This is a genomic window from Pseudomonas sp. FME51 (assembly GCF_014897305.1).
Map to the genome: position 1 here is coordinate 1 of NZ_JABUYN010000022.1, position 13,175 is coordinate 13,175.

A 13,175-nucleotide genomic window follows, 5' to 3' on the forward strand; every position below is an offset into this window, starting at 1 on the left:
TGTGCAAACCGGTCACGATGCCCGGAATGACCGGTCACGCTCGCCGGAATACGCACATCTATACACAGACCACTTACCAGCGCAAACTCACCCTCCATTCGATGGTTATACTTGTGAATAATCACCTGCCCCTGGTTAGGCTGACTCCAACCAAGCATTTCATGAGTCAAGTTCAGGATTACAACAGTTTTCAGTTTTTTTGAGAAAAGTGGGCTAGCTATACCAGGTACGAGCTGTCGTACCACCCCTGCTTGGACCAGCTTTTTAAGTCTGCCCTGTAACGCGACACTACTAACCCCGCAGATGGAAGCTAACTGGGTAAGCCCAACTCCCTGAACAACGCCTCGATCGCTCGCCAGCACCAACAAAGCTACAAGCAGTAATATATCAGACGCATCCAAGTAGCTGACTCGCCCTTCACGTCTGCGCCTTATGCCTCTCTCCTCCGGAGTCTCTTCAAGCGCAGCGACTTCTAGCTCTTCTTTCTTGTTCCTTGTGGGTCGCCTGACTCTCCCTTTTTTAATTAGATTGAGGGCAGCTGCTGGTTCCATACCGTCGCGGTAGACCGACGCAGTCATCGCCTCGTCCTCCCCCAACAGTAAACGAAACCTTCGAGTAGGCCGCCCTAGTCCCTCAACAGAATATTTTTCACCGATCAGATTGCAGCCAACCAGATCTTGCATTGCCTTGGCCACCATATGAGCCGGGTGCTTAAGCTCAGCTGCAAGATCTTCAACCTTGATTAGCGGAGTCTCACCCCGCTGGTAACGTACCGCAAACGCAAGCAGAACCAGCTTCGCTTTGGCATCAACTCGTTTATTATCTAAAAATAGTATTTGTTTAATCATATCAGCATCCCACTAATTCTAAATGTAGATAGCCTATCAGTATATTATCCGTTACAGTCACAATATAGTCACGTTACGATCACAGCTAGTTTTGTACGCATGAGCGGTTAGACCTCAAGCGGACTTACGTAAAACCATTTGCGAGGAAAGGGAGTGAGGATGCCGTACCAGTGGATCCGGGACCCGCAGGAGTTGGAGTTTGCAAAAAATTACCTTCAGAGACACGCGAGTGACGAAGCCTGGAGGGTGATAAAACACGCGATAGAAAGTATCGACAGGGAGGATCCCCAAAAGTGGGGCTTGGCCGTCCTCGAAGCCGTGGATCGTACGGACTCCAAGTTACTTTCAAGGCTACACAGTAGCGTGCGACAATTTAGAGCGAGGCATACCTCCACTGGTAGAAAGCAGCGCTCGTTCAGTCTGCCTGATGCCACCTGGACAGCTCTCTCTAAACTGGCCTCTATACACGGTATGCGTCCGGCAGAAATCGTAACCGACCTTGTCAGTGAAGCATCTAAAGCCCTGAGAAAGCTTGAGCAGAAGCACCAAGAAAAGCTAAAAGATATCAAGAGAAAGCAGGAACACGAGCAACTCCGATACGAACTCCGAGCTGCAATACAGGAGGAGCAAATCAACGAACTTAAAAACACGCTGCTTCTTCAAGTGAGACAGCTGGTAATGTGGGAGGAGTCTATGGGCGAGTGCAAGCCGCCATACGATGGCGAAACTCAACTTATCGAAGCGCTCTCAGGAAAGCGTGTAGAGGAACTGATAAAGGAAAGTGGCCGCCGAGCCGAAATCGGCGCTCTCGTGCTACCTCGTCCACTTCCGGACTGATCGAGAAGAGCAGAAAAGAAATTGCCCAACATGGGGTACACCATCAAGCTTTTACTATTTAGTACACCAAAAAGCGTACCAAGGAAAACTTGAACCGAAAACATTCTTTTAATATCAGTTAGTTACACGCTTGGTTCAGATTACGCCGGCCCCAAATACGAAGCCCCTGCTGGCAACAGCAGGGGCTTTTCTTTGCCTGCTGGACGGCATATCGCGGCGCAGTGACCCATTCCACCGCCTTGACGCGTTTGCAGCCTGCCAGTTGCTCGCGGCAGGCCTGGATAACGGCGACAGCTCCAGGGTCGAGCTTTCGGCCTGTGTGATATAGGACCGCACCTGACTAGATGCCAAGCTCACATTTGCGCCGAAAACGTATCACACTGCCCCATATCTCCACTGTCAAAACCGCGCCGAAACCACTCCACCCGCTGAGCCGAGGTGCCGTGGGTGAAACTGTCCGGTACCACTTCGCCGCCGCTGCGCCCTTGCAGGCGATCATCACCGATGGCAGCGGCCGCCTGCAAGGCTTCCTCCAGGTCACCCGGCTCCAGCAATTGGCTGTAATTGTGCGCAGCATGCCCCCAGACACCGGCCAGACAATCGGCTTGCAGTTCCTGACGTACCGAGAGAGCATTGACTACCGCCGGTGACTTGCCTTGGCCGGTGACACGCACTTTCTGACTGATGCCCAGCAGGGTCTGAATATGGTGTCCCACTTCGTGAGCGACCACATAGGCCTGGGCAAAATCACCCGGCGCGCCGAGTTGGCGGTCCAGGTCGCGGAAGAAGCTCAGGTCGAGATACACCTTGCGATCCGCCGGGCAGTAGAACGGGCCGACAGCCGCGCTGGCCGAGCCACAAGCGGAGGCAACTCGCTGACTGAATAACACTAAGGTCGGTTCTTCGTAACGGTTACCGGACTCGCTGAAGATCGTCTGCCACGTCTGCTCGGTATCAGCCAGCACCACAGAAACGAACTCGGCCAATTGCTGCTCTTCCGCCGACAAGCTGGCGGTCTGCTGAGGAGCCGGGCCACCCAGCTGCAGCAGATCGATACCCATCATCCGCGCACCGAAAAAAGCCACCACCCCTACCGCCAGTACCACTCGCCCGCCGCGACTGCGTAACAGCCATGGCACTATGCGCATGAGCAACAGCAAGCCACCACCCGCCCCGGCCCGCATCGGCTCTCCACGTCTGTCTTCGATATTGCTGCTTTTCCGCCTGCCCCGCCAATCCATGTTGTACTCCGGATGGTGCTTCATTTGTTGAGATGCAGCATAGATCAGGCCCGGAATGACCACAACGCACCGCGCCAATGACCAAGTTGCCAAACGCGAGCGGCGTTCTATAGTGGTTATCGACGTAATCAATCTGCAGTTATCTCTGCGTAATGATGGATCCCCCCAACGGGCACAGGAGCAGTCATGGTCCCTTTCAGGCATTCGTTGATCTTTCTCGCCACCCTCGGCTTGCTGGCTGGTTGCGACAACTCGGCAGACTCTGGCAACCAGGCCAGCACTCCGGCACCAGCAACTACCGAGGCTGAAGCCATTGCGCCCGGTCCGGGCGAGTCCACTGCCGACGTTGGCAGCGATGCGGAAGAGGCAGCTGCCGAGCAGGCCGCAGCCGGGCAGCCGACCGCAGACCCAGGCACCGATGCATTACCTTTCAGCGTGAGCGAAGTGACCCGATTCGACTCTCCCTGGGCCATGACCTTCCTCCCTGACGGTCGACTTTTGGTAACCGAAATGGCCGGCACACTGCGACTGTATGACCTCGATGCCGACAGTATCGGCACCATCAGTGGCGTGCCGGACGTAGAACATGTGGCCCAGGGTGGTCTGGGCGACGTGGTGCTGCACCCGGAGTTCGATAGCAACCAAATGCTTTATATAAGCTTTGTGGAAGCTGACGATGATGGATTGGGCGCTGCCGTCGCCCGTGCTCGTCTGGCACTGGATGAAAATGGAGATGGCGCTCTGGAGGACCTGGAAGTGATCTGGCGGCAGAGCCCGAAGAAGAGCGGGGATGGCCATTTCGGCTATCGCATCGCCTTCGATAACGACGGCCTGCTGTGGATCAGCTCCAGTGAGCGCAAGGAATTCGACCCGGCGCAGGACATGAATACCAATCTGGGCAAGATCGTTCGACTGAATGACGATGGCAGCGTACCGGAAGGCAATCCCTTCGCAGATCAGGGCGAGATAGCCGCGCAGGTCTGGTCCCTGGGGCACCGTAATATTCTGGGAATGGCATTCGACGGCGATGGCAAACTCTGGGCGCATGAGATGGGCCCAAAGGACGGTGATGAGCTCAACCTGATCGAAAAAGGAGCCAATTACGGTTACCCGTTGGTCTCCAATGGCAATCACTACGACGACAAGCCCATTCCCGATCATGACACCCGCCCCGAATTCAATGCCCCGGTCGTTACCTGGACGCCGGTAATCTCGCCAGCGGGCTTCATCATCTATGACGGTGAGCTGTTCCCGAATTGGCAAGGCAGCGGTTTCATCGGCGGTATGTCCTCGTTGTCACTGGTACGCGTGGCGTTTGATGGCGACGACGCCCGGGAAGCCGAGCGGTTCGATATGCAGAAACGCATCCGCGAGGTCGAGCAAGGGCCGGATGGTGCCATCTGGCTGCTGGAAGACGGCACCCGCGAAGGCAAGGGAGCACTGTTGAAACTGACGCCACAGGAGCAATAGCAGGACCGTGGGACATCCTGTCCTGGCTAAGCGAGCATCTGGAGGACGCATGAAATCGTCAACAGCGATATCACCGTGGATACCAGTATGACGTTCGAGGTCAGGGCAGGCTCTCGCTGATATAGTTGCGCGGCCATGAAGGGGCCGGTACCGGTAGGCAGCGCAGCCAGCAGCACGGCACTCTTCACCAGCAATGCAGACAGCCCGAACACCTGCGCCGCCAACCACCAGGTGAGCAGCGGCTGCAGAATCAGTTTGAGCGCAACCAGCAGCACCACCGCACCGATCATCTTCCTCTCATGCGTCCTGCCCTCCGCCAGAAACAACCCCAGCGCCACCAGCGCACAGGGCGATGCCGCGTTACCCAGCAGCTTGAAGAAGCTGTCCACTGCCGGCGGCAACTGCACGCCGAGCAGTAGTACCAGGGCGCCCAATACCGGTGCAATCAGCAATGGGTTGCGCAACAACTGCAGCGCCACCTTGCCCAGCATCTGCCGGCGTTGTATTTCTCCCCGTTGCAGGGCAATCTCGATAAGCACTATGGCCACAGCGAACAGGATGCAGACGGTGATGATGGTGGCAATGAGTGCGGGAATCATCGATTCGCGCCCCAGCACGGCCAGCAATAACGGAATGCCCAGAAAGCCGGTATTGGCGTAGGCGGCATTCAATCCCCCCACCACAGCGTCGGCCAATGTCCTGCGGCGCAGCAGTTGCAGCATGACGGCCAGGACAAAGACGATAGCCACACCCAGACCGAAAGCCGCCACGAAGCCGGGCTGCCATAGCTCCTGCCAGTCGGCATTGGCGACCACCTCGAACAGCAACGCCGGCAACGCGAGATAGATGACGAAACGATTGAGCTCGCCCGCTGCGTGGGGGCCCAGCAGACCAGCCCGGCGCACTCCCCAACCGGCGAAGATCATGGCAAATACCGGCAGCGTCACCGCCAGGACAGACAACATCTCTTGATCCATTTTGCAGAAGAAAGCACGCAGCTTAAGGGCTCTTCCGCGCGCGCGCCAATTTTGCGTCAGCCCGCCGTTGCCAGCGACCGGCCCTTGGGCACGTATGCGCCACAGGTATTACACTGTGCTCCAAGGTTGACCAAGGATGCTGACATGCAAGTTGAACTGATCGAGATACGCGACCACCTGAGTCGTTTCGCCCCCTTCGATGAGCTACCCGAAGAGACACTGGACGAGACGGCCAGTCAGGTACAAGTGCGCTATTACAAAGCCGGGGCGCCGATTCTGGAATTCGGCCAGGAGATCACCGAGCTACATTACATCCGCAGCGGCGCGGTTGAAATCTATCGGCGCGACGGTGAACTGTTCAACCGTTTGGGTGAGGGTGATATTTTCGGCCAGGCCAGCCTGCGACGGGGCGGACGAGTGCGTTTCCCGGCCAGCGCGCTGGAAGATACCCTTATCTATTTCATTCCCGGCGAGCAGTTCAATCAACTGTGCGAACAGCATGACCAGTTTGCTGACTTCATGGACACCGAAGGTTCAGGCCGGCTACGTTCAGCAGCGCAGTCTCAGGGCCGTGCCAGCGAACTGATCAAGGTCAAGGTGAACAAGCTGATCGGTCGTGCCCCGGTGATGCTGGACGCTCAATCCAGCATCCAGCGGGCAGCAGCCGTGATGACCGAACAAAGCGTCTCCGCACTGCTGATCACCGAGCCCAATGCTGAACAACCAGAACTGCAGCGGGTGGTCGGCATCATCACTGATCGGGATTTCCGTACCAGGGTGGTGTCCGAGGCACTGCCCCCGGAAACGCCGCTGCACCACATCATGTCCGCCGACCCGGTTATGCTGCAGGCCAACGCCTCGGTTTTTGAAGCCATTCTGTGCATGCTGCGGCATAACATTCATCATCTGCCCATCCTCAACCGGCGTCGCCCGGTGGGGCTGATCAATCTCGCCGATGTAATCCGCTACCAGTCCCAGAGCAGCTTGTATCTGGTTAACGACATGTTCAACCGGCAATCCGTCAGCGACCTGCAAAACCTGCTGCCAGACGTACGCGCAACCTTTGTGCGCATGGTCGAGGACGATGCCAGTGCACGCATGGTCGGTAGCGCCCTGTCCAGTATTGGCCGCAACTTCATTCAGCGATTGGTGGATCTGGCGGAACGGGAACTGGGTCCGCCACCGGTGCCTTACAGCTTCATGGTGGTGGGCTCGATGGCACGGGATGAGCAGCTGATTGTCACCGATCAGGACAACGCCCTGGTTCTGGATGACCGCTTTGACCCGGCCAAACACGATGACTACTTCCAGCGTCTGGCGACTTTTGTCAGTGATGGCCTGGCAGCCTGCGGCTACACCTACTGCAAGGGCGATATCATGGCCACCAATAAACGCTGGCGTCAGCCGTTATCGGTGTGGAAGCGCTATTTCAGTGAATGGATAGAACGGCCGAATCCGCGCGCCTTGCTCAACAGCAATATCTTCTTCGACCTGGAGTCTGTCAGTGGCCAATCCGACTTCGTCGAGCAATTACGTGAACTGATCGCGGCCAAAGCCAGCCGCAACCCGCACTTTCTGGCGCTGATGGCACGTAACTCTCTCAACCGCACGCCCCCGCTGGGCTTTTTCCGTACCTTTGTCATGGAGCAGGATGGCCAGCAGAAGAACATCATCAATATCAAGCGCCGCGGTACCGCCCCACTGACCGATCTGATACGCGTGCATGCTCTGGCGATTGGTTCCAGTGCACAAAGCTCACACGATCGGCTGGATGACATAGCCAAGACCCGTCTGATGCCCCGCGAATCCCTGGAACGGTTGCGCTATGCACTGGAGTTTCTATCACTGGCGCGGATTCGTCATCAGGCGCTGGATATCCAGGAGGGTCGTGAGCCGAATAATTATATCGAGCCGGAAAACGTCTCAGTGGCGGAACGCCATGGATTGAAGGATGCCTTCCAGATTCTCAACAACGCGCAGAAATTTCTGCGTTTTCGCTACCCGCTCAGCACACCGGGCCGCCCGTCATGAGCAAGCCGGCGGCTCCGCCCCAGGGCAACTGGGCGCAATACATGGCCAGCTGCGCCGAAGGGAGTCGGCATCCAGCCCTTGCCCGCTTCCATCGATCAGCGTGGCCCACTGCCGACATGCCACTGTCTCAGGCTGAGTTTGTTGCCGTGGATATCGAGACAACCGGGCTGGACGCGCAACGCCACGCAATCGTCAGCATCGGGATGATTCCCTTCACCCTGCAACGCATACGCAGCGACCAGGCTTGGTATCATGTGGTTCGTCCTTACGGCGATCTGATTCCGGAGTCGGTGACTTTCCATCACCTTACTCACTCCGATATCTACCAGGCGCCGCGTTTTAAGGCGATCATCGAGCCCTTGCTGCAGCAGCTGGCCGGCAAGGTGGTGGTCGCACACTACCGGAACATAGAGCGGACTTTCATTGACGAGGCAGTCAGACATGCCCTCGGCGAGGGCCTGCTCTTTCCCATGATCGACACCATGCAGATCGAAGCCAATCTGTACCCGCAACGCAAATCTGGCTGGTTTTCGCGCTTTCTCGGTCAGCAACCTATTTCCATTCGCCTGGCCGATAGCCGCCGTCGTTATGGCCTACCGGCGTATCAGGCGCATCACGCGCTGACCGATGCGCTGGGCACCGCCGAATTATTCCAGGCGCAGGTGGCGACGCATTTCTCGCCGCAACAGCGCCTGGGCGACTTCTGGGGTTGAGCCGCTAGCGCGGCTCGCTCATCAGTCCTTTAACCACCGCCACGCACCCAGCCAGCAGCACCAGGGTGAATGGCAGGCCGGTTGATACCGCCATCGCCTGCAAGGCCACCAGACCACCACCAAGCAGCAATGCTATGGCCAGCGCGCCTTCAATAATAGCCCAGAATATCCGCTGCCCCACTGGGGCATTAACCTTGCCACCAGCAGTAACAGTATCGATCACCAGCGAGCCGGAGTCCGACGATGTGATGAAAAACATGATGACCAGGACTATGCCGATAAAGGAGGAAATCGCCGATAGCGGCAACTGACCGAGCATGGTAAACAATTGCAACTCGAGAGCCGCGTCCTGCACACCAGTGAAACCATCAACAATTACCTGATTAATTGCTCCACCGCCAAAGGAGGTCATCCACAGCACCGATACCAGGGAGGGCACCAGCAGCACCGAGACAAGAAACTCCCGCACTGTCCTGCCTCGGCTGACGCGGGCGATGAACATGCCTACAAAGGGCGACCAGCTGATCCACCAGGCCCAGTAAAAGGCCGTCCAGCCCTGGACGAAGTTGACATCCTCGCGGCCAACCGGGTTGGCCAACGCTGGCAGATAGCTGACATAGGCTCCCAGATTGCTGAACAAACCTTTGAAAATAGCCAGCGTCGGTCCTACCACGATCACAAACCCCAGCAGCAACAGCGCCAGCATCAGGTTGATTTTGGATAATTGCTGTACGCCCTTCTCTACCCCAGCGACAACAGACCACAATGCCACTGCGGTGATGGCAATAATCAACAACACCATAGTCAGGTTGGTGGTTGGAAGATTAAACAGATGCTCCATACCGGCGCTTGCTTGCTGCGCGCCGATACCCAGGGACGTCACCAGACCGAACATGATTGCGAAAACGGCGAGAATATCCACAACATGTCCTGGCCAGCCCCAGATTCTCTCGCCCAGCAGCGGATATAAAATCGAGCGCACACTCAGCGGCAATCCCTTGTTGTAGGAAAAAATCGCCAGCGACAGGGCAACGATCGCGTAGATGGCCCAGGGGTGCAGTCCCCAATGGAAAATGGTCGCGGCCATGCCCAGGCGCATCGCCTCTTCAGCATTTCCGGCAGCGCCGCCAAGGGGCGCCCAGTCGGTCCGTACGCCATCCGCTCCCACTGCGATGCCATCGTAGGCTGCAGTGAAATGCCCCATGGGTTCAGCCACCCCGTAGAACATCAGTCCGATGCCCATGCCGGCCGCAAACAGCATCGAGAACCAGCCGAAATACGTGTAATCCGGCGTCGCCTCCTTACCTCCGATACGCACTTTCCCCAGTGGCGAAACAATCAACGCCAAACACAACACTACAAAGATGTTCGCTGCGCCGAGGAAGAACCAGTCCATCTTGCCGGTCACCCAGCCACGCAAACTACTGAACACAGCCTCTGCTTGATCCTGCAATGCGAGGGTTAATAATACGAATAGCAGAATGGTACCCGCCGAGATCAGGAACACCTTGCTATGGATATCCAGGTTGATGCTCACCTGCCCGGAAAAGTTGTCCTGGCCAACGACATAATCAGTGTCGATCAGATTGGTTTCACCGGACGGCGGCGGAATACCATCCGCACTGGTGGTCGGCACTTGCGGCAGATTCTCATTCGTGGGCTGGGTTCCCATGGAATTACTCCTTGCATGTCAGTATTCAGCAGCACACTGAAGGGGGAGCGGCAAACCAGGTTTGCCGCAGATGCCCGAAGGCACGGATACGCTGACTCAGATGTAACCTTAGTCGTTTGCGTGAAAGGTTGCCGGAAAAGCTGCGCATGATATCCCAATGGGGCGCTGGATAGAAATCGAGCAAGGTTTCAATCGACTGTGTCCGGCAAGCGCAACGCCCCCACCGCCTGGAGAAAGGCGGCGCCAGTAAACAACATCATGATCTGCTCTTCAGCCAGTTGACGGACCTGATCCCGGCGCTGTGGCTGGGCGATATATTCCAGCGACTGGAAGAACAGGTTGACACTGACCATCTCGGCTATGTGGCGCACCTGCGGCGGCGCCAGCTGTTCCGACACCAGCTTCAACTCGACGATATCCTCCGCCTGGTCAATGGAAAACAGGTTCATCATGCTGCGCACTTCCTTGCGCAACACCTCGGACGGTCCATGCATCTCGCGCATCGCCACCACCACGGCATCGGCATTTTCCAGGGTGTAGTCGAGAAATAGCCGCACCGTTTCTGCACAGACCAGGCGCCCGCGCTTCAACTCCAGTTCAACTTGATCGATCGCCGGGTTCTGCTGGCGCAACTGCTGTTCGGCACGCGCGGCGGCGTCATGGCGCAATGTGCGGATGGGAGTACGCAGCTGCGCAACGATCCCGCGCAGCAACGTCAGCCCGAGGGCGTCCATATTGCGGAAGTGACGATAGAAGGTGTTGGGGTTCAGTTCAGCTTCCCGGGCCAATTCGCGCAATCCCAGACTGCTGATACTGCGCCCGTCGGCAGCCAGACGCAAAGCGGCGTCCAGCAATGCCTGCTTGCCTGGGGAATGGACCTGTGTCTGCTCAGTAGTTGCCATATCGTCCGTAATCTCCTGCCGATGCCTGAAGTCCTGCCAAGCGACAACAATAACGGAACAGAGCTCATGACTACAGCAGACAACACCGAACACCATTGCAAGATGGTGATTCTCGCCATGGTTTTTGCCATCCTGAAGACGGCTGGGCAACTAAGCCGAAGGAGCAAACAGCGTGTTCAGTGTGCTTCGGGCGCGGAATGGAGAATGGCCAGCACATCCGGCACGGACAGCCGATAGCTTTTCATCAGAGCCTTGAGCTCATCACCGAATGCACGTTCTTCGCGTAGATGTTCGGTTCTTTTCCTGGCATCCAGTTGCGCCAGGTTTTCAGCCAGTTTGCGTTCGATTTCACGGAACGCAGCATTCTTGCTCATAATTAACCTACCGAAAATTAGATAAAACTCGGTTGTTGTCGGATGGCATCGGATGGACGATGCCTATATCAACGACTAGCCTTGAGTTCATACAGTTAGATACTTGTTCAGGCCTGAGCCGACACCGCACGAGCACGCCGATCGACAGCGCACAGGCGTTATGGGCGCAGATGTCAGATTACTCTGACCGGGAATTATCCCTTTGGCTCCGTTAAAAGCGACAAATGAAAACTGACAGTGTGGCTGTCACCGATCGCGGTGGTTTCTGAGAAACTGCCAAGGAGACAGCGGACGATCCGACCGGATGATGTTCCGGGCGAAACAGTCGGAACGGAGCGAACCGATTCTATCACGCCAAACCTTATCTGAGACCACCCCGGATGCGCCGATGCCAATACCCAATACGGTTTTATTCAAGTACCTGTTGTTATGACAACACCCTCCCCTGTACTGACGCTGCCGGCACGCATCCATACCGATACAGGAGTGATGCGCCGTGTCGGTATGGAGCTGGAAATGAGCGGGCTGGATATTGACCGCCTGACCGCCATCTGCAGTCGTTACTTGAAATTGCACAGCCAGACGGTCAGCCGCTATGAACGCAAGCTGCTGGGTGACCCCGCCGGCGACTGGCGAATCGAACTGGATTTTGCCCTCCTGCGCGAGATGGGTCGCGAGCAGCGCCTGGAAAACGATCTGGGTGACGAGCTGCGCACCTCAGTGGAAGACCTCCTCAAATGGGTCACCACTGATGTCGTCCCGCTGGAACTGGTCAGCCCGCCGCTGCCCATGTCCCGACTGGGCGAATTCGACGACCTCATCGCACTGCTGCGGATAGCCGGCGCCCAGGGCACATCCGGCAGCGTTATCAGCGCCTTCGGCATGCAGTTCAATCCCGACCTGCCGGACCTGCAGACCGATACCATCACCCGCTATCTCAAGGCCTTTCTCTGTCTGTACGACTGGCTTGCCCAGCGCGCCAGAGTCAACCTGACACGACGCCTGACGGCTTTTGCCGAGCCGTTTCCGCCGGCCTATATCAGGCAGGTGATCGACCCGCATTACTGGCCCGACCAGACCCGGCTGATTGCCGATTACCTGCAGGCCAATCCGACCCGCAATCGCGCACTGGATATGCTACCCCTGTTCAAGCACCTGAGTGAACAGCAAGTGCAGGCGACCACCACAGATCCGCTGATCAAGGCGCGACCGGCACTGCACTACCGACTGCCGAACAGCCTGGTCGACCAACCTGGCTGGGGCATCGGCGGCGCCTGGAATGACTGGTTGCAGGTCGAGTCCCTGGCGGTCAACAGCGAGCGCCTGAATGCCTGCTGCAGAGCCTATGGACAGCATCTCGATCAGGGTCTGGGGCGTTTGTTGGATAGCTGGAAAGCACAAGTGGAGCGTCAATGGCTGAACGAGGAGTGAACGAACAGCCGATCATTGCAGTAACCGGCCCACAACGAGGCGCCTTCGGACCACGCTTTCTGGTTGCGTGCGCCATTCACTGGTATGGCGGCAAACCCTTGCAATTGCGCCCTGCCGACCCCTGGCAGCAGCACCGGTATGATGGCGTGGTCATCACCGGCGGGCACGATATCGACCCGGTGTTATACACCGCCGAACCGGAAGTGGTACCCCAATATGATCCCGAGCGTGACGCGCTGGAAGCGGCCATCATAGATGATGCTCTGGCGCACCGGCTGCCTCTGCTCGGCATCTGCCGAGGCGCCCAGCTGCTTAATGCACGGCGCGGTGGCAATCTGTATCAGGAGCTGCGTTCCCAGCGCCGCAGAACCTCCAACCGCCGTACCGTTCTTCCGCTTAAAACCCTGGATATCGTACCCGGCAGCCGACTGGCGGATCTGCTCGGTACCGAGCGAGCGCAGATCAACAGCTTGCATAACCAGGCCATCAACCAGCTCGGCCAACAACTGCAGGTCAGTGGGCGCGACCTCGACGGCATCATCCAAGCCATCGAAGACCCAGACCATCCCTTTCTGATCGGTGTGCAATGGCATCCGGAGTTTCTGCTGCTGGTACGCCGCCAGCGCCGTCTGTTTCAGGCGTTGATCAAGGCTTCAAAAAGGCACTCCTGAACAAACAC

At 57.3% G+C, this 13,175-nt stretch carries 12 protein-coding genes; 6 read left to right on the forward strand and 6 right to left on the reverse strand.

What is annotated here, in order from left to right; all coding sequences use genetic code 11:
- Positions 1–848: hypothetical protein (locus tag INT39_RS21600; protein ID WP_193076032.1), on the reverse strand; the 848-nt coding region annotated here is incomplete at its 3' end.
- Between the two features lie 159 nt (positions 849–1,007).
- On the opposite strand from INT39_RS21600, the gene INT39_RS21605 reads away from it, so the two are divergent.
- Positions 1,008–1,685, forward strand: coding sequence for a hypothetical protein (locus INT39_RS21605; protein ID WP_193076033.1), 678 nt, complete (start codon positions 1,008–1,010; stop codon positions 1,683–1,685).
- Positions 1,686–2,038: 353 nt separating this feature from the next.
- Here the strand turns inward: INT39_RS21605 and INT39_RS21610 are convergent, their stop codons facing one another.
- Entirely contained in the window at positions 2,039–2,926 is an 888-nt protein-coding gene (locus tag INT39_RS21610) for a neutral zinc metallopeptidase (RefSeq protein ID WP_193076034.1), read from the reverse strand.
- A 186-nt stretch (positions 2,927–3,112) separates the two neighbouring features.
- Here INT39_RS21610 and INT39_RS21615 point away from each other — a divergent pair, with 186 nt between their 5' ends.
- Entirely contained in the window at positions 3,113–4,396 is a 1,284-nt protein-coding gene (locus INT39_RS21615; RefSeq protein WP_193076035.1) for a PQQ-dependent sugar dehydrogenase, read from the forward strand.
- A gap of 26 nt (positions 4,397–4,422) precedes the next feature.
- Here INT39_RS21615 and INT39_RS21620 read toward each other — a convergent pair whose 3' ends face one another.
- Complete coding sequence (locus INT39_RS21620; protein ID WP_193076036.1) at positions 4,423–5,361, reverse strand: AEC family transporter; 939 nt, start codon at positions 5,359–5,361, stop codon at positions 4,423–4,425.
- Positions 5,362–5,517: 156 nt separating this feature from the next.
- On the opposite strand from INT39_RS21620, the gene INT39_RS21625 reads away from it, so the two are divergent.
- Together INT39_RS21625 and INT39_RS21630 are read left to right on the forward strand one after the other, a co-directional pair.
- Positions 5,518–7,404, forward strand: a complete 1,887-nt coding sequence (locus tag INT39_RS21625; protein WP_193076037.1) for a DUF294 nucleotidyltransferase-like domain-containing protein — start codon at positions 5,518–5,520, stop codon at positions 7,402–7,404.
- Positions 7,401–8,117 (forward strand): 3'-5' exonuclease, encoded by a 717-nt coding sequence (locus INT39_RS21630; RefSeq protein WP_193076038.1) that lies wholly within the window; start codon positions 7,401–7,403, stop codon positions 8,115–8,117. Before INT39_RS21625 ends, INT39_RS21630 begins: the two co-directional genes overlap by 4 nt.
- A 4-nt stretch (positions 8,118–8,121) precedes the next feature.
- On the opposite strand, the gene INT39_RS21635 is transcribed toward INT39_RS21630, so the two are convergent.
- From INT39_RS21635 to INT39_RS21645, 3 genes are all read right to left on the reverse strand, one after another.
- Positions 8,122–9,789: a BCCT family transporter gene (locus INT39_RS21635; RefSeq protein WP_193076039.1), complete on the reverse strand. Its 1,668-nt coding sequence runs from the start codon at positions 9,787–9,789 to the stop codon at positions 8,122–8,124.
- A 188-nt stretch (positions 9,790–9,977) separates the two neighbouring features.
- Positions 9,978–10,691: a TetR family transcriptional regulator gene (locus INT39_RS21640; protein WP_193076040.1), complete on the reverse strand. Its 714-nt coding sequence runs from the start codon at positions 10,689–10,691 to the stop codon at positions 9,978–9,980.
- Positions 10,692–10,867: 176 nt separating this feature from the next.
- Positions 10,868–11,065: a hypothetical protein gene (locus INT39_RS21645; RefSeq protein WP_193076041.1), complete on the reverse strand. Its 198-nt coding sequence runs from the start codon at positions 11,063–11,065 to the stop codon at positions 10,868–10,870.
- A 429-nt stretch (positions 11,066–11,494) separates the two neighbouring features.
- Here INT39_RS21645 and INT39_RS21650 point away from each other — a divergent pair, with 429 nt between their 5' ends.
- Together INT39_RS21650 and INT39_RS21655 are read left to right on the forward strand one after the other, a co-directional pair.
- On the forward strand, positions 11,495–12,496 hold the full coding sequence (locus tag INT39_RS21650; protein WP_193076042.1) for an amidoligase family protein: 1,002 nt from the start codon (positions 11,495–11,497) through the stop codon (positions 12,494–12,496).
- Complete coding sequence (locus INT39_RS21655) at positions 12,478–13,167, forward strand: gamma-glutamyl-gamma-aminobutyrate hydrolase family protein (RefSeq protein ID WP_193076043.1); 690 nt, start codon at positions 12,478–12,480, stop codon at positions 13,165–13,167. The genes INT39_RS21650 and INT39_RS21655 overlap by 19 nt, the downstream gene beginning before the upstream one ends.
- Positions 13,168–13,175 lie beyond the last annotated feature (8 nt).

Coding starts and splice junctions, on each gene's coding strand:
- INT39_RS21640 (WP_193076040.1), bottom strand. CDS start 10,691: ATGGCAACTACTGAGCAGACACAGGTCCATTCCCCAGGCAAGCAGGCA.
- INT39_RS21650 (WP_193076042.1), top strand. CDS start 11,495: ATGACAACACCCTCCCCTGTACTGACGCTGCCGGCACGCATCCATACC.
- INT39_RS21630 (WP_193076038.1), top strand. CDS start 7,401: ATGAGCAAGCCGGCGGCTCCGCCCCAGGGCAACTGGGCGCAATACATG.
- INT39_RS21625 (WP_193076037.1), top strand. CDS start 5,518: ATGCAAGTTGAACTGATCGAGATACGCGACCACCTGAGTCGTTTCGCC.
- INT39_RS21605 (WP_193076033.1), top strand. CDS start 1,008: ATGCCGTACCAGTGGATCCGGGACCCGCAGGAGTTGGAGTTTGCAAAA.
- INT39_RS21635 (WP_193076039.1), bottom strand. CDS start 9,789: ATGGGAACCCAGCCCACGAATGAGAATCTGCCGCAAGTGCCGACCACC.
- INT39_RS21615 (WP_193076035.1), top strand. CDS start 3,113: ATGGTCCCTTTCAGGCATTCGTTGATCTTTCTCGCCACCCTCGGCTTG.
- INT39_RS21620 (WP_193076036.1), bottom strand. CDS start 5,361: ATGTTGTCTGTCCTGGCGGTGACGCTGCCGGTATTTGCCATGATCTTC.
- INT39_RS21645 (WP_193076041.1), bottom strand. CDS start 11,065: ATGAGCAAGAATGCTGCGTTCCGTGAAATCGAACGCAAACTGGCTGAA.
- INT39_RS21655 (WP_193076043.1), top strand. CDS start 12,478: ATGGCTGAACGAGGAGTGAACGAACAGCCGATCATTGCAGTAACCGGC.
- INT39_RS21610 (WP_193076034.1), bottom strand. CDS start 2,926: ATGGATTGGCGGGGCAGGCGGAAAAGCAGCAATATCGAAGACAGACGT.